General features: G+C 72.5%; 17 protein-coding genes and 2 tRNA genes. 11 read left to right on the top strand and 8 right to left on the bottom strand.

Features of this window, described 5'->3' with window-relative positions:
• The first annotated feature begins 9 nt into the window (after positions 1 to 9).
• The gene (locus ACH4S8_RS11315) at positions 10 to 792 is read left to right on the top strand and encodes a sulfite exporter TauE/SafE family protein (protein WP_398392474.1); all 783 of its coding nucleotides are present in this window, start codon (positions 10 to 12) and stop codon (positions 790 to 792) included.
• Between the two features lie 273 nt (positions 793 to 1,065).
• On the opposite strand, the gene ACH4S8_RS11310 is transcribed toward ACH4S8_RS11315, so the two are convergent.
• The 3 genes from ACH4S8_RS11310 to ACH4S8_RS11300 form a co-directional block, all read right to left on the bottom strand.
• Positions 1,066 to 1,689, bottom strand: a complete 624-nt coding sequence (locus ACH4S8_RS11310) for a class F sortase (protein ID WP_398392473.1) — start codon at positions 1,687 to 1,689, stop codon at positions 1,066 to 1,068.
• A 170-nt stretch (positions 1,690 to 1,859) separates the two neighbouring features.
• Positions 1,860 to 2,378 carry a hypothetical protein gene (locus ACH4S8_RS11305; protein WP_398392472.1) on the bottom strand — a complete coding sequence of 173 codons (519 nt, stop codon included), beginning with the start codon at positions 2,376 to 2,378 and terminating at the stop codon, positions 1,860 to 1,862.
• A 561-nt stretch (positions 2,379 to 2,939) separates the two neighbouring features.
• A complete protein-coding gene (locus ACH4S8_RS11300; protein ID WP_398392471.1) occupies positions 2,940 to 4,586 on the bottom strand; it encodes a M4 family metallopeptidase in 1,647 nt (548 codons plus the stop codon).
• Between the two features lie 176 nt (positions 4,587 to 4,762).
• On the opposite strand from ACH4S8_RS11300, the gene cutA reads away from it, so the two are divergent.
• The 3 genes from cutA (at position 4,763) to ACH4S8_RS11285 (ending at position 6,109) form a co-directional block, all read left to right on the top strand.
• Positions 4,763 to 5,089, top strand: coding sequence for a divalent-cation tolerance protein CutA (gene cutA, locus ACH4S8_RS11295; RefSeq protein WP_398392470.1), 327 nt, complete (start codon positions 4,763 to 4,765; stop codon positions 5,087 to 5,089).
• A complete protein-coding gene (locus ACH4S8_RS11290) occupies positions 5,086 to 5,577 on the top strand; it encodes a gamma-glutamylcyclotransferase family protein (RefSeq protein ID WP_398392469.1) in 492 nt (163 codons plus the stop codon). The genes cutA and ACH4S8_RS11290 overlap by 4 nt, the downstream gene beginning before the upstream one ends.
• Positions 5,578 to 5,911: 334 nt before the next feature.
• Positions 5,912 to 6,109, top strand: coding sequence for a hypothetical protein (locus tag ACH4S8_RS11285; RefSeq protein WP_398392468.1), 198 nt, complete (start codon positions 5,912 to 5,914; stop codon positions 6,107 to 6,109).
• An 89-nt stretch (positions 6,110 to 6,198) separates the two neighbouring features.
• Here ACH4S8_RS11285 and ACH4S8_RS11280 read toward each other — a convergent pair whose 3' ends face one another.
• A complete protein-coding gene (locus ACH4S8_RS11280; RefSeq protein WP_398392467.1) occupies positions 6,199 to 6,930 on the bottom strand; it encodes a vancomycin high temperature exclusion protein in 732 nt (243 codons plus the stop codon).
• Positions 6,931 to 7,202: 272 nt separating this feature from the next.
• On the opposite strand from ACH4S8_RS11280, the gene ACH4S8_RS11275 reads away from it, so the two are divergent.
• The 5 genes from ACH4S8_RS11275 (at position 7,203) to ACH4S8_RS11255 (ending at position 14,633) form a co-directional block, all read left to right on the top strand.
• Positions 7,203 to 8,135, top strand: a complete 933-nt coding sequence (locus ACH4S8_RS11275; protein WP_398392466.1) for a sirohydrochlorin chelatase — start codon at positions 7,203 to 7,205, stop codon at positions 8,133 to 8,135.
• 93 nt (positions 8,136 to 8,228) lie between these two features.
• Entirely contained in the window at positions 8,229 to 9,665 is a 1,437-nt protein-coding gene (locus tag ACH4S8_RS11270; protein WP_398392465.1) for a deoxyguanosinetriphosphate triphosphohydrolase, read from the top strand.
• Between the two features lie 93 nt (positions 9,666 to 9,758).
• Complete coding sequence (locus ACH4S8_RS11265) at positions 9,759 to 11,024, top strand: NAD(P)/FAD-dependent oxidoreductase (protein WP_398392464.1); 1,266 nt, start codon at positions 9,759 to 9,761, stop codon at positions 11,022 to 11,024.
• 163 nt (positions 11,025 to 11,187) lie between these two features.
• Positions 11,188 to 13,095, top strand: coding sequence for a DNA primase (gene dnaG / locus ACH4S8_RS11260; RefSeq protein WP_398392463.1), 1,908 nt, complete (start codon positions 11,188 to 11,190; stop codon positions 13,093 to 13,095).
• Between the two features lie 236 nt (positions 13,096 to 13,331).
• Entirely contained in the window at positions 13,332 to 14,633 is a 1,302-nt protein-coding gene (locus ACH4S8_RS11255) for an RNA polymerase sigma factor (RefSeq protein ID WP_398392462.1), read from the top strand.
• A gap of 62 nt (positions 14,634 to 14,695) precedes the next feature.
• Here the strand turns inward: ACH4S8_RS11255 and ACH4S8_RS11250 are convergent, their stop codons facing one another.
• From ACH4S8_RS11250 to ACH4S8_RS11235, 4 genes are all read right to left on the bottom strand, one after another.
• Positions 14,696 to 16,624 (bottom strand): ABC transporter ATP-binding protein, encoded by a 1,929-nt coding sequence (locus ACH4S8_RS11250; RefSeq protein ID WP_398392461.1) that lies wholly within the window; start codon positions 16,622 to 16,624, stop codon positions 14,696 to 14,698.
• A complete protein-coding gene (locus ACH4S8_RS11245; RefSeq protein ID WP_398392460.1) occupies positions 16,624 to 18,357 on the bottom strand; it encodes an ABC transporter ATP-binding protein in 1,734 nt (577 codons plus the stop codon). Before ACH4S8_RS11245 ends, ACH4S8_RS11250 begins: the two co-directional genes overlap by 1 nt.
• A 169-nt stretch (positions 18,358 to 18,526) precedes the next feature.
• Positions 18,527 to 19,981, bottom strand: a complete 1,455-nt coding sequence (locus tag ACH4S8_RS11240; RefSeq protein ID WP_398392459.1) for an FGGY family carbohydrate kinase — start codon at positions 19,979 to 19,981, stop codon at positions 18,527 to 18,529.
• Positions 19,982 to 20,074: 93 nt separating this feature from the next.
• Positions 20,075 to 20,380: a YtxH domain-containing protein gene (locus ACH4S8_RS11235; protein WP_398392458.1), complete on the bottom strand. Its 306-nt coding sequence runs from the start codon at positions 20,378 to 20,380 to the stop codon at positions 20,075 to 20,077.
• A 144-nt stretch (positions 20,381 to 20,524) separates the two neighbouring features.
• Here ACH4S8_RS11235 and ACH4S8_RS11230 point away from each other — a divergent pair.
• A tRNA-Asn gene (locus ACH4S8_RS11230) sits at positions 20,525 to 20,597 on the top strand.
• A gap of 5 nt (positions 20,598 to 20,602) precedes the next feature.
• A tRNA-Asn gene (locus ACH4S8_RS11225) sits at positions 20,603 to 20,675 on the top strand.
• Positions 20,676 to 20,759: the final 84 nt, after the last annotated feature.

The following is a 20,759-nucleotide window of genomic DNA, read 5'->3' as shown; positions in this document are numbered from 1 at the left end:
GTCGCGATCATGCCCGACATATCGCTGACCATGATTCTTGTGCTCTGTGCCGCCGCCCTGGCGGCCGGCTGGATCGACGCCGTGGTCGGCGGCGGAGGGCTGCTCCTGTTGCCCGCCATGCTGCTCGGTCTGCCCGCCGGCACCGCGGCGGCGTACGCGCTCGGCACGAACAAGGCGGTCGCGATCGTCGGCACCACGGGCGCCGCGGTGACGTACGCGCGCAAGACGACCGTGGACGTGCGCCTCGCCGTACGGATCGGGCTCGCGGCCCTCGCCGGTTCGACGGCGGGCGCGTTCGTCGCGGCCGGGCTGAGCACCGACGTCCTCAAGCCGGTCGTGATGGTCGTCCTGCTCGCCGTCGGCACCTTCGTGATCCTGCGGCCCGCCTTCGGCACGGCGCCGCCGACCACCCCGGTCAGCGCGCGCCGCGTCCTCGCCGCGATCGGGCTCGCGGGCCTCGGCATCGGCTTCTACGACGGGCTGATCGGCCCCGGCACGGGCACCTTCCTCGTGCTCGCCCTCACCGCGCTGCTCCACCTCGACCTGGTGACGGCCTCCGCCACGGCCAAGATCGTCAACTGCTGCACCAACGCGGGCGCCCTCGCGACCTTCGCCTGGAAGGGCACGGTCTTCTGGGAACTCGCCGCGCTCATGGCCCTGTTCAATCTGGCGGGCGGCATGGTGGGGGCGCGGACCGCGCTGAAGCAGGGCAGCGGGTTCGTCCGGGCGGTGCTGCTGACGGTGGTGTTCGCCCTGGTGGCGAACCTGGCCTACCAGCAGTGGCTCGCCTGAGCCCCGGCGGCTGTCCGCGGCTCGTCTGAATCCCGGCGGCTGTCCGCGGCTCGGCTGAGTCCCGGCGGCGGTTCGCGGCTCGGCTGAGTCCCGGCGGCGGTTCGCGGCTCGTCTGAGTCCCGGCGGCTGTCCGCGGCCCGGCCGAGCGTCCGGCTGCTGTCCGCGGCCTGCCCGGCCTCCGGCGGCTGTCCGCTGTCCGGCCGGCGCCCCGCGTCCACCCCCCGGCGGCCTGCCTGCCTTTGGTGGTCCGCGCGGCCTCCGGTGCCCCGCCGACTACCGGCTGCTGCCGGTGAGATGGGCGAAGACGACCACGTTGCCCTGGTAGCCCGTCGTCCGCGAGTAGCCGCCGCCGCAGGTGATGACCCGCAGCTCGGGCCGGCGCGCGGCGCCGTACACCTTCGCGTCGGGGAAGGAACGGGAGTCGTACACCTCGACCGCGTCGACGGTGAACACGGCCGTTCTGCCGTCGAGCCGGTCCACCTCGACCGTGCTGCCCTTGCGCAGCGAGCCGAGGTCGTAGAAGACGGCGGGGCCCTCCGCGTTGTCGACGTGCCCGGCCACGATCGCCGTGCCGCGCTCACCGGGGCTGGTCCCGGCCTCGTACCAGCCCGCCAGGTTCTTCTTCTGCGCGGGCGGTACGTCCAGACTGCCCTGCGGGGTGAGGCCGAGGCCGATCAGGGGGGCGTCCACGCCGATCGAGGGGATGCGGATGCGGTCCGGCGGGGAGTGCGGCATCGAGGGGGCCGCGGACCGTGCCGGTCTCCCGGAGGCCGCCGCCTGCGCCGCGGACGGCTGGGGCGGCGGGTGCGCCTCGGAGCCGCTGTCCAGCAGCCAGGCACCCGAGCAGAGGGCGACGACCGTGACCGACGCTATGACGGCATTGCTGACCCGGCGCACGCGAGCCTCCTCACGGGGGTTCCCTTCCGGAGCGGGACCGGCCGGCGCCCGCGACGCGGCCGGGAGTGTGCTGACTGTGCCGGTCCCTTCCCCCTCCGGGCCGCGAGGGGCGTCGGGCCACGGAGGGGGAGGGACGGCGGTACCGGCGGACGGACAGCGGAGGGTGTCCGTCAGATCCCGTCGCCTCTCGCCCGGCGATGCAGGAGCCAGGTACCGCCCGCGGCGGCGACGGCCAGCGCCGCCACTCCCGCCGCGGTCTGTACGGGGTCGGGGCCCAGCGCGCCGCCGACACCCGTGTCCACATGCCCGCGCGGCTGTACCTGCTCGCGCGCGGCGGCCAGCGTCACCAGGAGGTCGCCGGTGACGCGCCGGCCGTGGGAGCACGTCGCGACGATCTCGTACGTCCCCGGCTGCGCGCTCGGCGGCACCTGGAACTGCCCGATCGCGTCGTGCTCGTGCGCGCTGGCGGCGAGGGTGAAGGTACCGCCGCCCACCGCGTCGGCGTCCCCGCTCGCGGTGCCGTCGGAGCCGCACGCGGCCGTGTTGACGGTGACGTCGGCGCCCGGGACGACACTGGAGGGGTACACCTCCAGACTTCGGGTGTCCCCGCCGTACACGGGCGCGGCGGCGAGCCCCGCGACGGCGACGGCGAGCGCGGTACCGGTCAACAGCCGTGCGGTACGTCGCATCGTGCCAGCTCCTCCGAGGGGGCGCGGCCCGCGACACCTCCAAGTGCCGCAGCGTAGGTCGTGCCCCTGCCCTTCCGAGGTAAGTGGCACAGGACCGCGAGCGCTCTCTGATGGAGCGTCAGAAATGATGTGAACGGGTGTCAGGCGGCACCCGGGGCCGGGTGGAGCCCTCGGTATTCCGGCAGGTCACCGGTGTGAACCGGGTGTACCGGGCACGGGGAGCCGAAGGGGGCGGGCCGGGGGTGTGAATGGGTGACCCGGGTCCGCCGGCCGACGCCTCCGCTCCCCGGTGGCGGTGGTCCGCCGGCCGGGTGCGCGGCCCTCCGCACCCGGAGCCCGGTCCCTTCTCCGGCCGGGCGGCGGGACGGGAAACGGGCGGCGGGACGGGGTGCCCGTCCGGACGCGCTTCCACCCCCACCGCGGGGGGTGGGCGCGGGCGCGTCCCGGCCGGCGCGGAGGACTAGGACCCGCCCGAGGTGGACATGCTCATGATGAGCCGTGGGCAGACGAACCTGACGGCGTCTGCCCACGGCGACACGGGATCTCCGGCCTGACCGCCGGTCAGCCCACGGAGACCGCCGACCACGCCGCCGCCACGGCGTCGTACTCGGCGCTGCCCGCTCCGTACAGGTCCTTGGCCGCGTTCAGCGTGGCGGTGCGCGCTCCGGCGTAGTTCGTCGACGAGGTCATGTAGACCGTCAGCGCGCGGTACCAGATCTTGCCCACCTTGTCGTGGCCGATGCCGGTGACGGTGGCTCCGTTGCAGGTGGGGGAGTCGTAGGAGACACCATTGACGGTCTTCGCCCCGCTGCCCTCCGAGAGCAGATAGGCGAAGTGGTTGGCGACGCCCGAGGAGTAGTGGACGTCGAGGTTGCCGACCGAACTGCTCCAGCAGTCGGCCGAGTTGCCGTCCTTGGAGGGCTTGTCCATGAAGCGGAGGGCGGGTTTGCCGAAGCCGGGACGGACGATCTCCTCGCCGATCAGGTAGTCACCCGGGTCCGAGGCGTTGCCCGCGTACCACTCCACCATGGTCCCGAAGATGTCGGACGTCGCCTCGTTCAGGCCGCCGGACTCGCCCGAGTACGTCAGCGCGGCCGTCTTCGAGGTCACCCCGTGCGACATCTCGTGCCCGGCGACGTCGAGGGCGACCAGCGGCCCGAACGTCGAGCCGTCACCGTCGCCGTACGTCATGCAGAAGCAGCTGTCGTCCCAGAAGGCGTTGTTGTAGTTCTTGCCGTAGTGGACGCGGTTGTACGAGCCCTTGCCGTCGCCCGCGATGCCGTTGCGGCCGTGGACGTTCTTGTAGTAGTCCCAGGTCGCGTTCGTGCCGTACTGCGCGTCCACCGCCGCGGAGGAACGGTCCGAGGACGCGCCCGTGCCCCAGTGGTTGTCCGCGTCGGTGAAGAGCGTCGCGGGCGCCCGGCTGATGCAGATCCCGAAGATGCACAGGTCCGTCTTGTTCGCCGCGTCGCCCGTGTACGTGTTCCCGCGCGTCGGGTCCTTCAGCTGGTACGCCGACCCGGACAGGGTCGTCTCCAGCGGAACCGTGCCGCTGTAGAGCGAGCTGCCGTCGCCCGTCACCGTCTCGACGCTGTCCCACGCGTCGATCCGCGCGCCGGTGCGGGCGTCGGTCAGGACCGTGCGGGCGACCGGGTTGCCGAGCGAGTCCTGGGCCACCGCGTCGGTGCGCCAGGCGAGCCTCGGCGTGCCGTGCAGGGCGTCGACGATCAGCCGCGGCCGCGCGGTCACCTTCTTCAGCGCCTCGCCGGGGTTGGCGGAGCGCAGCGCGTCCACCGCCAGGCCGGCCGCCTTCGCGCCGGAGAGCTCCGGGGTGACGCTGTTCAGGGAGACGGCCTTCCGCGTCGCGCGGTCCGCGCCCCGGAACGCGCCGCCGGGCGCCAGGTGGACCACGAAGTCGCCGCCGAGCACCGGCAGTTCACGGTAGGTCCGGTCGTACCGCACGTGCTGGGTGCCGTCCTTGTCGACGACGACGTCCCGGACGGTGGTGTGCTGCGCGGAGGTGAGGCCCAGGTTCGCGGCGTGGGCCGCCAGTGCCGAGGCCGCGTTCTCGATCGCGGTCGCCCGGGTCGGCCGCCCGCTGTCGGCGCTCGCGGCCGGGGCGAGCGCGGCGGCCAGCAGGGTGGCCGTGGTCACGGCCGCTCCGGCGGCCGCGAGGGAGGAACCTCGGATGTGCCGTATTCGACTCATCGGTCTCCTTGGGAAGATGCCCCGGGGAGGGCATGCGGGGGGTGGGGCCCGTGGTGGGAGTCGCTGAGAGCTGCATCCGATTTAAAGGTGCATGACATGTCATGTCCATAGCGTCCGCATGGTGCGTACGGGATGCGGCGAGAATCGTTTCCGTACCCTCACGAATGGAGGCGATCATGGAACTGCCGGCCTGCCTGGCCGTCCTGACCACGACGGACGCGTCGGAGAAGGCCGAGACGCTGGCCCGGGGAGCGGTGGCGGCGCGGGTCGCGGCCTGCGCGCAGATCTCGGGGCCGGTCGTCTCGGTCTACCGCTGGGAGGGCGCCGTGGAGACGGCCGCCGAGTGGCGCGTCCAGTTCAAGACGACCGCGGCGTGCTACCCGGCGCTGGAGGCGTACCTCCTGGACGCCCACGACTACGACACGCCCGAGATCATCGCGACCCCGGTCGTGGCCGGAAGCCCGGACTACCTGCGCTGGCTGGAGGAGGAAACCACCCCTTGAGCCCCCTGGACCCCCGCGGCAGCCCCCCGACCCCCCTCGTCGAGGAGGCCGAACTGCCCTTCTTCGTCTACGGCACCCTGCGCCCCGGCGAGCACAACCACGACCTGTTCCTGCGCGGCCGGACCCGCTCCGAGGAACCGGGACGGATGCGCGGACTCGCGCTCTACGCCGGGCCCGGATACCCGTACGCCGTCGACGAGCCCGGCGGCACGGTGTGCGGCGAGATCGTGACCGCGGGGCCCGGGGCCTACGAGGAACTCCTCGCGGAACTGGACGAGTTGGAGGAGTACGTGCCGGGCGACGCGCGCAGCCTGTACGAACGGGTCGTACGTGACGCCGTGCGGGCGGACGGCGTCACGGTCGTCCGGGCCTGGGTGTACGTCGCCGGGCCCGCTGTGGCGGCCCGCCTGCGGTCCGGCGGCACGCCGATCGCGGGCGGGGACTGGCGCGGCCCCCGGACGGACGCCCCGGCCCGCCGGGACGGCTGAGGGGCGCCCGTCCGGGCGGGACATCCGCGCGGTGCCCGGCCCCGCCCGCACGGGCCGGCCGGGCAGGCTCCGGGTATGCCTGCGGTGCGGCTCGGTGCGGTCGAGCCGACGCGGCTGTGCCGGGTGGGTCCGTGCGGGCCGGCCAGGGGAGGCGGGGTGTGCCTGCCGTGTGCGGTGCGGCCCGGTGCGGCTCGGAGAGGGGAGCGGCCGGGCCGTGCCGGGCGGTCTGCGCGGCGGGGAGCGGGTGGCTGCCGCCGTGGCCCGGTGCACCCGTGCGAGTGGCCGTTCCGTGCGTCCGCCGAATCACGGCCGTCGCCGCCCCTAGGGTCCGGCCATGACCGACCGCGACTTGACCAGACGACGTGTCCTCGCGCTCAGCGGGGCGGCCTTCGGTGCCGCCCTGGGCATCGGGATCGGCTCCTGCTCGGCCAAGGCCCCCGGGCCGGGCGGGCACTCCGGGTCCGGCTCCGGCCCGACGAAAGCGCCCGGGACCGCCGGACGGTCCGGGCCGCAGGACCAGGTCGGCCACTGACGACCCCGAACGGCGGTCCGGACCACGAAGCGCGTCGGCCCGCGAAGCACGCCGGACCGCGAAGCGCGCCGGACCCGCGGTGAGATCCGCTAGCGGGCCGCCGCCAGGGCGCGGGGCACCCCGTGCTCCTTCGGGCCCAGGAAATGCGGATCCGGCTCGAACACCGCGTCCAGCGCGGCCTTGCCCGCCGCGAAGACCTCCCGGGTGTTGCCGTAGTACCAGGTGACGTCGTGCTTGGCGGCCACGCCGATGCCGTACGAGCGCACGCCCGCCGCCCGGCACAGGGCGAGAGCGCGCCGGATGTGGAAGTCCTGGCTGATCAGGACCGCCTCGTGCACGCCGAAGATCTTCCGGGCGCGGACGCAGGAGTCCCAGGTGTCGAAGCCGGCGTAGTCGCTGACGATCCGCCGGTCGGGCACCCCGTGCGCGGTGAGGTAGGTGCGCATCGCGTCGGGCTCGTCGTAGTCCTTGCGGCTGTTGTCGCCGGTGACGAGGACGACCTCGATCCGGCCGGCCCGGTACAGCTTCGCGGCGGCGTCCAGACGGTGGGCGAGATACGGGGACGGCTCGCCGTCCCACAGCCCCGCGCCGAAGACGATCGCGACCTCGGTGCGCGGGGCGTCCGCCGTCGTCCGCATCCGGTCGCCCGTCGACACGTACAGCCAGGTCGCCGGGAGCAGCGCCAGCACGCACAGGACCATCAGCGCCTGTACGGCCCGCCGTTGCCCCTTGCGCGTACGCGGCAGCGGCGGCAGGCGCAGCAGCCGGGGCCGGCGGAGGCCCGGACGCTTCGGTCGCGGCAGGCGCGGCAGACGCGGCATGATCGGTGTCCCCCCAGATGTCGTCACTCGCGACGGCGCTGCGGGCCCCCGCGTCCGGCGGGCTCGCGCCGGATCCCGCGTTCCCGTTCGACGGATGAAGACGCATCGTAAGGTCGTTCGGTTCGCCCGGACGCGCCGGCCCGGGCCATCGGGCGGGCGGGAGCCGCAGGTCGGGACCCTCACACCGGGCCGCCGCCGTCCGGTGAACCACTGGAAAGCGCCCGACACGCCCACGCAACGGCCCGGCAACCTCCTGCCGCCAGGATCGACCCATGACGGCCTCGAACCCCGCTCGCGACGCGTTCTCCCACCGCCTCGGCGGCCCGCCGCCCCGTGACGTCCGCCTCGAAGGCCATCCGGAAGGCCATCTCGACAGCGCGGTGCAGCTCCTGAACCGGATCGCCGGGCAGCTCGGCAGCCGGCTCAGCCTCGTCTCGCCGGACGGCACCCGCCGCCCGCCGCCGCCCGCCCTCGTCCTGGTCGCCCACGGCAGCCGCGACCCGCGCGCGCTCGCCACCGTGCGCACCCTGATCGAACGCGTCCGCGAGCTGCGCCCGCACCTGTCCGTGCGCCTCGGCCACATCGAGCTGAACGAGCCGCTCCTCGGCGACACGCTCGCCTCCCTGGCCGGCCGGCAGGACGCCGTCCTCGTACCGCTGCTGCTCGGCCGCGGCTACCACGTCCGGCGTGACATCCCCGAGGCCGTCGCCGCCGTTCCCGGCCTGCGCGCCCGCGTCGCCGCCCCGCTCGGCCCGCACCCGCTGCTCGTGGAAACCCTCTACGCCCGTCTCGTCGAGGCCGGATGGCGCACCGGGACGAGCGCCGCGGTCCGCCGCGCGAGCGCCGTCGTCCTCGCCTCCGCCGGGTCCCGCGCCCCGGACTCGGCCGCCGACACCCGCCGCACCGCCCAGCTGCTCGCCGAACGCCTCGGCGTCCCGGTCGTCCCGGCGTACGCCTCCGCCGCCGCGCCCACCGTCCCCGCCGCCGTGCGCTCGCTGGCCGCCCGGGGCCGCCACCGGATCGCCGTCGCCTCGTACTTCACCGCCCCCGGCCGCTTCGCCACGCAGGTCGCCGAGGAGGCCCCCTGGATCTGCGCCGAACCGCTGGGCGACCACCCGGCGATGGCCCGCCTGGTCCTGCACCGCTACGACCAGGCCGTCGCGGCCCCCGAGTCCGCCCCGGAGCGCACCCTGATCCCGGCCTGAACCCGGTCTGAACCCGGCGCTTTTCCCCGGCCTCGCCCTCGCGCCGTCGCCGCCCCCGCCCCGATTGTCACTGCCTGCGTCTACTGTCGGTCCATGGAAGGCATGGCACCGAGGACCGAAGACACCGCACCGCAGGCACACGAGAACCGCACGGCTCACACGCCCCACGACGAGTACGAAGAGTACGACGTGTCGGCCGTCGAACGCTGGGCCGTCGAGCCCGACAAACGGCCGGGCCGTACCGCCTTCCAGCGCGACCGCGCCCGCGTGCTGCACTCCGCGGCCCTGCGCCGCCTCGCGGGCAAGACCCAGGTCGTCACCCCCGGAACCCTTCCCCAGGTGCTCGGCGCGGCCGGGTCCAGCGGCGCGCCCATCCAGGTGTGGGACGCAAGTCCCCGGACCCGGCTGACCCACTCCCTGGAGTGCGCCCAGGTCGGCCGCGAGCTCGGTGCCGCCCTCGGCTGCGACCCGGACCTGGTCGAGGCGGCCTGCCTCTCGCACGACCTGGGGCACCCGCCCTTCGGGCACAACGGCGAACAGGCGCTCAACGCGTTCGCCGAGGACTGCGGCGGGTTCGAGGGCAACGCGCAGTCGCTGCGCCTGCTCACCCGGATCGAGCCCAAGCGCTTCGTGCGCAGCGACATGGTCACCCCGGCCTCCGCCGCCGCAGGCGGCGACCTCGTCAGCGTCGGCCTCAACCTCACCCGCGCTGCCCTCGACGCCGCCACCAAGTACCCGTGGCCGAGAGGCGCCCGTCCCACCGATCCGAAGTCGCCGAAATTCGGGGTCTACGAGGACGACCGGCCGGTGTTCGACTGGATCCGCAAGGGCGCCCCCGCCGCGCGCACGTGCTTCGAGGCCCAGGTGATGGACTGGGCCGACGACGTGGCGTACTCGGTGCACGACGTCGAGGACGGCCTGCACGCGGGCCACATCGACCCTGCCGCCCTGCACGCCGGACCGGAACGCCGGGAGATCTTCGCCGTGGCCGTCGGGCGGTACGTGCCGGAGGACACCGATCCGGCCGAGCTGTCCGAGGCCCTCGACCGGCTCCTCGGCCAGGAGTGGTGGCCGCACGGGTACGACGGATCGGCTGTCGCGCAGGCCCGGCTGAAGGACGCCACCAGCCAGCTCATCGGCCGCTTCTGCCTGGCCGCGGAGGGTGCCACCCGCGCGCGGTACGGCAGCGGACGCCTCACCCGGTACGCGGCGGAACTGGTCGTCCCGCGGGCCGCCCGGCTGGAGTGCGCCGTCCTCAAGGCGGTCGCCGACCGGTACGTGATGCAGCGCGCCGAGCAGGAGCTGCTCCGCGCCGACCAGCGGATCGTCGTCGCCGAACTGGCCGAGGCGCTCACCGCCCGCGCCCCCGAGGTGTTGGACCCGCAGTTCCGGGCACTGTTCGAGCACGCGGCCGACGACCGCGCCCGCAAGCGCGTGATCGTGGACCAGATCGCATCTCTCACGGACGCCTCGGCGCGTTCCCTGCACCTCAGACTCACCACGCGTTCCCATGGGGGCGGACAGATGTGACCCTGCGTGGCCTGATCGGGCCACCACCCCTTCCCGCATCACGCTCCGTGCGGGACGCTCGCATATGGCGACATCCTTACGAGGAGGCATCAAGTGGTCGACGCGGATCAGACATTCGTCATCGTCGGAGGAGGCCTGGCAGGCGCCAAGGCGGCCGAGACGCTCCGAGCGGAGGGCTTCACCGGCCGCGTGATACTGATCTGCGACGAGCGCGACCACCCCTACGAACGCCCGCCGCTGTCCAAGGGCTACCTCCTCGGCAAGGAGGAGCGCGACAGCGTCTTCGTGCACGAACCCGCCTGGTACGCGCAGAACGACATCGAGCTGCACCTCGGCCAGACCGTCGTCGCGATCGACCGGGCGGCCAAGTCCGTCCGCTTCGGCGACGACGGCACCCTCGTCCACTACGACAAACTGCTCCTGGCGACCGGTGCCGAGCCGCGCCGCCTGGAGATCCCGGGCACCGGTCTCGCCGGTGTCCACCATCTGCGCCGCCTCGCCCACGCCGAGCGTCTGAAGGGCGTCCTCGCCGCGCTGGGCCGGGACAACGGCCACCTGGTCATCGCCGGCGCCGGCTGGATCGGCCTGGAGGTTGCCGCCGCGGCCCGCGGGTACGGCGCCGAGGTCACCGTCGTCGAACCCGCGGCGACCCCGCTGCACAACGTGCTCGGCCCCGAGCTGGGCGAGCTCTTCGCCGAACTGCACGGCGAGCACGGGGTGCGTTTCCACTTCGGCGCCCAGCTCACCGAGATCATCGGCCAGGACGGCATGGTGCTGGCCGCCCGTACCGACGACGGCGAGGAGCACCCCGCCCACGTCGTCCTCGCGGCCATCGGCGCCGCCCCGCGCACCGGCCTCGCCGAGGCCGCCGGCCTGGAGATGGCGGACCGCGCGCACGGCGGCGGCATCGCGGTCGACGAACAGCTGCGCACCTCCGACCCCGATGTGTACGCCGCCGGTGACGTCGCCTCCTTCCACCACGGCCTCTTCGACACCCGGCTGCGCGTCGAGCACTGGGCCAACGCCCTCAACGGCGGACCGGCCGCCGCCCGCTCGATGCTGGGCCGCGGGGCGACCTACGACCGGGTGCCCTACTTCTTCTCCGACCAGTACGACCTGGGCCTGGAGTACTCGGGCTGGGCGCCTCCGGGGTCGTACGACCAGGTGGTGATCCGCGGTGACGCGGGCAAGCGGGAGTTCATCGCCTTCTGGGTGAAGGAGGGGAGACTGCTGGCCGGGATGAACGTGAATGTGTGGGACGTCACGGACCCCATCCAGCAGCTGATCCGCTCCCGGGCCCGGGTGGACACCGACGCCCTCGCCGACCCCCACGTCCCGCTGGAGAGCCTGGTCCCCTGACGGCCTCCTGGTGGCCCGGTGACGCGTCCGGCGGCCCGCGCGGCCGCCGGACGGCTCCCGTACGTCCGCCGTGCCGGGGAATCCGGGGGTGCGCCCCCGGATCCCGGCACGGTGGCCGTCCACCTGCCCCGGGAGTGTCGGTGCGGCCCCGTAGAATCACCTCGTGGCAGGCAGGATCAATGACGAGGACGTGAAGGCGGTTCGGGACGCGGTCCCGATCGACGCCGTGGTGTCCGAGTACCTCCAGCTGCGCAACGCGGGCGGCGGAAACCTCAAGGGACTGTGCCCCTTCCACGACGAGAAGTCCCCGTCGTTCCAGGTCAGCCCCAGCAAGGGCCTCTTCCACTGCTTCGGCTGCCAGGAGGGCGGCGACACCATCACGTTCGTGATGAAGGTCGACCACCTCACCTTCTCCGAGTCGGTCGAGCGCCTCGCCGCCCAGGCCGGCATCACCCTGCGCTACGAGGAGGGCGGGTACAACCCCGCCCACCAGCGCGGCGAGCGCATCCGCCTGGTCGAGGCGCACAAGGCGGCCGCGCGGTTCTACACCGAGCAGCTCGACACCAGCCCCGAGGCCGACACGGGCCGTGCCTTCCTCGCCGAGCGCGGCTTCGACCAGGCGGCCGCCGCCCACTTCGGAGTCGGCTACAGCCCCCAGGGCTGGGACCACCTCACCCGCCATCTGCGCGGCAAGGGCTTCACCGACAAGGAGCTGCTCCTCTCCGGCCTCGCCCAGGAGGGCCGCCGCGGCCCCATCGACCGCTTCCGCGGCCGCCTCATGTGGCCCATCCGCGACATCGGCGGCGACGTCGTCGGCTTCGGCGCCCGCAAGCTGTACGAGTCCGACAACGGCCCGAAGTACCTGAACACGCCCGACACCGCGATCTACCGGAAGTCCCAGGTCCTGTACGGCATCGACCTCGCCAAGAAGGACATCGCCAAGAGCAGCCGGGCCGTCGTCGTCGAGGGGTACACCGACGTCATGGCCTGCCACCTGGCCGGCGTCACCACGGCCATCGCGACCTGCGGCACGGCGTTCGGCGGCGACCACATCAAGATCCTCCGCCGGCTCCTGATGGACAACGGCTCGGCCCGGGTGATCTTCACCTTCGACGGCGACTCGGCCGGCCAGAAGGCCGCCCTGCGCGCCTTCGAGGACGACCAGAAGTTCGCCGCCGAGACCTACATCGCCATCGCGCCCGACGGCATGGACCCCTGCGAACTGCGCCTGGCCAAGGGCGACGAGGCCGTCGCCGACCTGGCCGAACCCCGCACCCCCCTCTTCGAGTTCGCGCTGCGCCAGATCGTCCTGCGCTACGACCTGGAGACCCCGGCGGGACGCGCCGCCGCCCTGGACGAGGCCGCACCGGTGGTCGCCCGCATCAAGAACAGCGGCGCGCAGCACGAGGTCGCCGTGCAGCTGGCCGGCATGCTGGGCATCCTCGACACCCAGTTCGTCGTCAAGAGGGTCGCCCAGCTGGCCCGTTGGGCCCGTGACCGCGGCGGCGCGGGGCCCGCGCCCACGACCGGCCGTCCCCAGCAGGCGTACACGGCCGCCCCGCAGGCACCCACCGGCGCGGGCCCGGCCCTCACCCTGCGCAACCCCGTCTTCGCCACCGAGCGCGAACTGCTCAAACTCGCCCTCCAGCGGCCGGAGTTGGTCTCCCCGGCGTTCGACGCGTACGGCATGGACGAGTTCACCGCACCGCCGTATGCCGCCGTGCGCCAGGCCGTCATGGACGCGGGCGGCGCCGAGTACGGCGTCCAGGACCCGCAGGAGTATCTGATCCGGGTCCGTGACGCGGCCCCGGACGACACCGTGCGCGCGATGGTCACCGAGCTGGCCGTCGAGGCGATCATGCGCAGGACCGTCGACGAGACGTACGCGGGCGACCAGCTCGTCATGGTCCGCCGCCGCGCCGTCGACCGCCGCATCCGGGACGTCCAGGGCTCCCTGGCCCGTCTCAGCACGGGCGGCGACCCGGTTCAGCTGGCCGCCGTGCAGAACGAGTTGTGGGTGCTCCAGCAGTACGGCCAGGCCCTGCGCGAGCGGGGCGCCGAAGCCCTCTGAGGCCGTACGACGGGCCTCCGGGGATGTTCCGGGAGCGGACCGGCGGGGCCACCGGGGCGCGACGGGCGGCCGAAGCCACCGGCGCACATGCCAATCCCGCATCCGCCTTTGCGGGTTTCGTCTCCGCTGAGCTGCGCACTCGTCCGAGGTGGTAACCACGCGGTCACGGACCGGACGCAAAAAGTCACCGCACGCCCCTCGTGGCGGCGATGTGTCGTACTCCACACTGGGTTCCGGTGCCTGAGTCCTCGGAGCGCGGCCGACCCGCACGCGACGGGTTCCCCATCCCCGCGGTTCCGCCAAACGACTGCGGGATGGACAGCGGCGAGACCGTCGACCCCATCCCCGACGTACCGCTGCCGCACGCCTCAGCAGCGACATTCCTGGAGGTCGCCCCCGTGCAGACCCAGACCCTCGCCCAGACCGACAACACCACCGCCACGGACGCGGATCCCGGCGTCGTCGGGGCGGTCCCCGCGCAGCGGCGTGCCGCGCACCACCCCGAGGGCGGGCCCCAGAGCCCGCCCGAGGCCCTCGAAGAGGCTCCCGGGGCGGAGGTCGAGGTGGAGGTGGAGACAGAGGCCCCCGAACCCGTGGAGCCGGTTCGCCGCGCCGCCGACACCGGTGGACCCTCGTCCGACCTGTTCCGCCAGTATCTGCGGGAGATCGGGCGGATCCCGCTGCTCACGGCGGCCGAGGAGGTCGAACTCGCCCGCCGCGTGGAGGCCGGGCTGTTCGCCGAGGAGAAGCTCCGGCTCACCCCCGACCTGGACAGCCAGCTCTCCATGGACCTGGACAGGATCGTCGTCATGGGCCGGATGGCCAAGCGCCGGCTCATCGAGGCGAACCTGCGCCTCGTGGTCTCCGTGGCCAAGCGGTACGTGGGCCGCGGCCTGACCATGCTCGACCTGGTCCAGGAGGGCAACCTGGGCCTGATCAGGGCCGTCGAGAAGTTCGACTACGCCCGCGGCTACAAGTTCTCCACGTACGCCACCTGGTGGATCCGGCAGGCCATGTCGCGCGCGCTCGCCGACCAGGCGCGCACGATCCGTGTGCCCGTGCACGTGGTCGAGCTGATCAACCGGGTCGTCCGGGTGCAGCGGCGGATGCTCCAGGAGCGCGGTTACGAGCCCACGCCCGAGGAGGTCGCGGCCCAGCTCGATCTGTCCGGTGAGCGGGTGAGCGAAGTCCTGCGGCTGGCCCAGGAGCCGGTGTCCCTGCACGCCCCCGTGGGCGAGGAGGACGACGTGGCCCTCGGTGACCTCATCGAGGACGGGGACGCGACGTCTCCGGTGGAGTCCGCCGCGTTCCTGCTGCTCCGGCAGCATCTGGAGGCGGTGCTGTCCACGCTCGGGGAGCGGGAGCGGAAGGTGGTCCAGCTTCGGTACGGGCTCGCGGACGGGCGGCCGCGGACGCTGGAGGAGATCGGGCGCATCTTCGGTGTCACGCGTGAGCGCATCCGGCAGATCGAGTCCAAGACCCTGAACAAGCTGCGGGACCATGCCTTCGCCGACCAGCTCCGGGGCTATCTGGACTGACCCGGAGCGCTGCCCCGGACCCCCGCCCGGTCGGTTCCGGCGGGGATCCAGGGGCAGTGGCCCTAGTCGACCTCGGCGACCGCCTGGGCGAACTGGGCCTGGTAGAGGCGTGCGTAGGCCCCACCGGACTCCAGCAGGTCCGTGTGGGTGCCCTGCTCCACGATGGACCCGTTCTCCATCACGAGGATGGTGTCCGCGTCCCGGATCGTCGACAGACGGTGGGCGATCACGAACGACGTACGCCCGTGCGCCAGCTTCGCCATCGCCTTCTGGATCAGCACCTCGGTGCGGGTGTCCACGGAGCTGGTCGCCTCGTCGAGCACCAGGATCACCGGGTCCGACAGGAACGCCCGGGCGATGGTGATCAGCTGCTTCTCGCCCGCGCTGACCCCCGTCCCCTCGTCGTCGATCACCGTGTCGTAGCCCTGGGGCAGCGTGCGGATGAACCGGTCGGCGTGCGCCGCGCGCGCCGCCTCCTCGATCTCCCCGCGGGTGACGTCCCGCGAGGCGCCGTACGCGATGTTGTCGGCGATCGAACCCCCGAACAGCCAGGTGTCCTGGAGGACCATGCCGATCCCGGCCCTCAGGTCGTCACGGGACATGGAGGTCACGTCGACCCCGTCCAGGGTGATCCGGCCGCCCGTGACGTCGTAGAACCGCATGAGCAGGTTCACCAGGGTCGTCTTGCCGGCGCCGGTCGGGCCGACGATGGCCACCGTGTGGCCCGGCTCCACCTTCAGCGAGAGATCCTCGATGAGCGGCTTCTCCGGGTCGTAGCGGAAGGAGACGTGCTCCAGCGCCACCCGCCCGCGCAGTTCCTCGGGACGGGCCGACACCGTCGGGTCCGCCTCCTGCTCGTCCGCGTCCAGGACCTCGAAGACCCGCTCCGCCGAGGCGACGCCCGACTGCACCAGGTTCGCCATCGAGGCGACCTGCGTCAGCGGCATCGAGAACTGGCGGGAGTACTGGATGAACGCCTGCACGTCACCGATCGACAGCGAGCCCGAGGCCACCCGCAGACCGCCGACCACGGCCACCAGCACGTAGTTGAGGTTCGACACGAACATCATCAGCGGCTGCATGACGCCGCTGTTGAACTGCGCCTTGAACCCGGCCTCGTAGAGCTTGTCGTTCTGCTCGGCGAACTGCGCCGCCGACTCGTCCGCCCGCCCGAACACCTTCACCAGGTTGTGGCCGGTGTACATCTCCTCGATGTGGGCGTTGAGCTTGCCGGTGGTGCGCCACTGCTGCACGAAGTGCGGCTGCGAGCGCTTGCCCACCCGGGTGGCCACGAAGAACGACAGCGGCACCGTGACCAGCGCGACGAGCGCCAGCAGCGGCGACACCCAGAACATCATCACGAGCACGCCCACGATGGTCAGCAGCGAGTTGACCAGCTGGCCCATCGACTGCTGCAGGGTCTGCTGGATGTTGTCCATGTCGTTCGTCGCGCGGCTGAGCACCTCACCGCGCTGGCGCTTGTCGAAGTACGACAGCGGCAGCCGCGACAGCTTCGCCTGCAGGTCCTCGCGCATGCGGTAGACGGTCTTGTTGACGGCCCGGTTCACCAGCCGCGTCGCCACCGCCATCAGCAGGCCGGCCAGCAGGAACGTGCCGAGCGCGAGCAGCAGGACCCGTCCGACGGCGTCGAAGTCGATGCCCTGGCCGGGGGTGAAGTCCGTCCCCGAGAGCATGTCGGCGATGCCGCCCTTGCCGTTCGCGCGCAGCGAGTCCAGGGCCTGGGCCTTGGTGGCCCCGGCCGGCATCTGGCGTCCGACGATCCCCGCGAAGACCAGGTCGGTGGCCCGGCCGAGGATCTTCGGGCCGACCACCGAGAGCCCCACGCTCATGACGACGGCGACCAGCATCACGTACAGCGTGGCGCGCTCGGGCTTGAACTGGGTGAGGAGCCGTCGGCCCGACCCCTTGAAATCCATCGAGCGCTGGTCAGGGCCGCTCCCGGCCATCATGCGTCCCATGGGCCCGGCCATCAGGCGGCCTCCGCTTCCGTCAGCTGGGAGAGCACGATCTCCCGGTAGGTCTCGTTGTCCGCCATCAGTTCGTGATGCCGTCCGGTGCCGACGACCCGGCCCTCGTCGAGGACCACGATCCGGTCGGCCTCCCTGATGGTCGACACCCGCTGGGCGACGATCACCACGGTCGCCTCCGCGGTCTCCTCGGTCAGGGCGGCGCGCAGCGCCGCGTCGGTCGCGTAGTCGAGGGCCGAGAAGGAGTCGTCGAACAGGTAGATCTCGGGGCGCTGGACGAGGGTGCGGGCGATGGCCAGACGCTGGCGCTGGCCGCCGGACACGTTCGTGCCGCCCTGCGCGATCGGCGCGTCGAGACCGTTCTCCAGCTCCTCCACGAAGCCCTTGGCCTGCGCCACCTCCAGCGCGTGCCACAGCTCCTCGTCGCTCGCCTCCGGATTGCCGTACCGCAGGTTGGTCGCGACCGTCCCCGCGAACAGGTAGGGCTTCTGCGGGACCAGTCCGACCGTCCTGGCCAGCAGCTTCGGGTCGATGGTCGCGACGTCCACGCCGTCGACGAGCACCTGGCCGTCGGTGGCGTCGAACAGGCGGGGGATCATGCCGAGCAGGGTCGACTTGCCGCTGCCCGTCGACCCGATGACCGCGGTGACCTCACCGGGGCGGGCGACCAGGCCGACGGACTTCAGGACCGGCTCCTCGGCGCCCGGGTAGCGGAACCCGGCCTCGCGGATCTCCAGGTGGCCGTGCCGGCGCAGCTCCAGGACCGGCGCGACGGGCGGGACCACGCTGCTCTCGGTGGCCAGGACCTCCTGGATGCGCTCGGCGCAGACCTCCGCGCGCGGCACCATCATGAACATGAAGGTGGCCATCATCACGGACATCACGATCTGCATCAGGTAGGCCAGGAACGCGGTCAGGTCGCCGATCTGCATGCCGCCGCTGTCGATGCGGTGGGCGCCGAACCAGACCACCGCGATGGACGACAGGTTCACCACCGTCATGACCATCGGGAACATCAGGGCCAGCATCCGGCCGGTGGCCAGCGAGGTCTCGGTGAGCTCGGTGTTGGCGCCCTTGAAGCGGTCCTTCTCGTAGCCGTCGCGCACGAACGCGCGGATCACGCGGTTGCCGGTGATCTGCTCGCGCAGCACCCGGTTCACGGTGTCCAGACGCACCTGCATGGTGCGGAACAGCGGGCGCAGCCGGCGCACGATGAGCGTCACGCAGATGCCGAGGGTGGGCACCACGGCGACGAGCACCGCGGACAGCGGCACGTCCAGGCCGAGGGCCAGGACGATGCCGCCCACACACATGATCGGCGCCGACACCAGCAGCGTGAACGTCATCAGCGTGAGCATCTGCACCTGCTGGACGTCATTGGTGGTGCGGGTGATCAGCGACGGCGCGCCGAAGTGGCCCATCTCACGCGCCGAGAAGGACTGCACCCGGTCGAAGACGGCGGCGCGGATGTCCCGGCCCACCGCGGACGCCGTGCGGGCGCCGTAGTAGACCGCCCCGATGTTGCAGACGACCTGGGCCAGCGAGATGCCGATCATCAGGGCGCCGAAGGACAGGATGTAACCCGTGTCACCCTTCACGACACCGTTGTCGATGATGTGCGCGTTGAGGGTGGGCAGGTAGAGCGTGGCGCAGGTCTGCAGGAACTGCAGCAGCACCAGCAGGGCTATGGGTTTCTTGTACGGACTGAGGTGGGTCCGCAGGAGTCGTATGAGCACGCGGGGTCTCTCGGAATCGTGGACGGCGGGGGTGACCGACGGGTTGTGCATGGTGCACGCACCACCCCCTATCGTCGGACACTCCCCCGGCGTTACCTCAACCGATTGACCCAAGTGCGGCCCAAAAGAGGACGCCGCCTCCGCCTTCGGTCGTACGCCCGCGCGAGGGCTAGGCCCGGAACGCCCCGGGATGTGTCTGTTCGCGCACGGAGACGTACTGCTGCCGTACGGCCTGCCCCACGGCGAGTTCCTCGCCGGGCTCCAGCACCTGGGCGACCGGCCCCTGCCACATCGGCGGGGTCCGCGGGTCGAGGGTGCCCTGCGAGACGCCGAGGGCCCAGGCCGCCTGACGGGCCGCGCCGAGCGCCGCGTAGTCCGCGGGCTGCGGTACGACGACCTGCGCGCCGAACAGCGCGGGCGCCACGGCCTGGACGGCGGGCAGCTCGGCGGCCTGGCCGAGCAGGAAGATCCGGCGTACGTCGACACCCCGGCCGCGCAGCACGTCCAGCGCGTCCGCGAGCCCGCACAGCATGCCCTCGAAGGCCGCCCGCGCCAGGTGCTCGGGCTTCATCGACTCCCGGCGCAGACCGGACAGCGTCCCCGCCGTGTGCGGCAGGTTCGGGGTGCGCTCACCCTCCAGGTACGGCAGCAGGACGAGCCCGTGCGAGCCCGGCGTCGACTTCAGCGCCAGCTCGGACAGCCCCTCCAGGTCCGGCACGCCGAGCATCTCGGCTGCCCCGCGCAGGGCCCGTACGGCGTTGAGCGTGGTGACGACCGGAAGGTGCATGCCGGTCGCGTCCGCCAGAGAGGTGATCATGCCGGTGGAGTCCGCCAGCGCCTCGGGGTGGACGGCCATCACGGAGCCGGAGGCGCCCAGCGACACCACGGCGTCGCCGAGCCCGATGCCGAGCCCGAACGCCGCCGCCATGGTCTCGCCGGTCCCGGCGGATATCAGCAGCCCCTCGGGCGTGGTCCCGGCGGCCTCGGAGGGGCCGAGCACGTCCGGCAGCCCCGCCTGGTGGCCGAGTGCCAGTTCGACGAGGTCCTGCCGGTACGCGCCGGTCGCCGCCGACCAGTACCCGGTCCCCGAGGCCCCGCCGCGGTCCGTGGTCCTGCGCACGGGGCGCCCGAGAAGCTGCCACACCAGCCAGTCGTGGGCCTGCAGCAGCATGCTGGTGCGCCGCGCCGCCTCGGGCTCGGTCTTGCTCAGCCAGCGCAGTTTGGTCACCGGCTGCGCGGCCTGCGGGACGCTGCCCACCGCCTGCGCCCACGCCTCGCGCCCGCCGAGCGCGTCGATCAGATCGGCCGCCGCGACCTGCGCCCGCTTGTCGCCGCCGACCATCGCGGGCCGCACGGTGTTGCCCTGCGGGTCCAGCGGGACGAGCCCGTTCTGCTGGGCCGACACGCCGATGGCCTGGACGCCTTCGAGCAGCCCGCCCCCGGCGGCCTCGCCCAGGGACAGCAGCCAGGCCTGCGGATCCACGTCGGAACGACGGCCGCCGCCCTCGGCACCGTCGACCGGATGTGGCGCATACCCCTGCCGCAGAACGGCACCCGTGTCCGCGTCGCAGACGACGATGCGAGTGAAATCGGGCGCACTGTCCAACCCGGCGACTATCCCCATGGCGGAAATTCTGCCGTACGGCGGGAGCCGGTGGCGCCGGGCCGGCACACAGGCCTCACCCGGCGCCCCGCGACACGATCCGAACGGCAGGTTCTAGGTGTTGCTGGTGCCCCAGTCGTCCTCGCCGGTGCCGGCCGTGTTCCGGTCCCGCAGGGAGCGGACCCGGCCCGAGACCGAGGCGGGGACGCGGTCGCCCACCTTCTCGCCCACCGTGTGCAGCGCCTTGCCCGCGATCTCCCGTCCCTGCTGGGCCGCGGTCTCGGCGGTGTTGCGCACCGCGGGGTTCTGCGCGACCTGGCGCATGGACTTCTTCAGCTGTTCGTAGCGCTCGCGCCCGGCCCGCGTGCCGAGCACGTAACCCAGGGCCAGTCCGGCGACGAACGTGAGCCGGTAGCGCATGACGGCCACCCTTCCCTTGCGTCGGCATCGGTGCGGAGGGAACCGATTGGCGGAGCACCCCCCTGCTTGCGCTAATGTATGTGTCGCAGCGAGCGCACGCCCCCTGGCGAATACCCAGGTAGGTGCGTTCGATGCAAAGATCAATCCTCCGTAGCTCAATTGGCAGAGCAGCCGGCTGTTAACCGGCAGGTTACTGGTTCGAGTCCAGTCGGGGGAGCTCGATCTCCTGTAGCTCAATTGGCAGAGCAGCCGGCTGTTAACCGGCAGGTTACTGGTTCGAGTCCAGTCGGGAGAGCAACGAAAGAGGACCCTTCGGGGTCCTTTTTCATGTCCGCGGGAACCGCTCAGGGCATGCCGAAGGCGTCATGGTCGCGCGAAG

Origin of the sequence: Streptomyces sp. NPDC021080, assembly GCF_044333225.1 — a bacterium.
In the GTDB taxonomy this organism is placed as follows: domain Bacteria; phylum Actinomycetota; class Actinomycetes; order Streptomycetales; family Streptomycetaceae; genus Streptomyces.
Note: the sequence above shows the minus strand (reverse complement) of the source record. Positions and strands in the feature narration are given on the sequence as shown.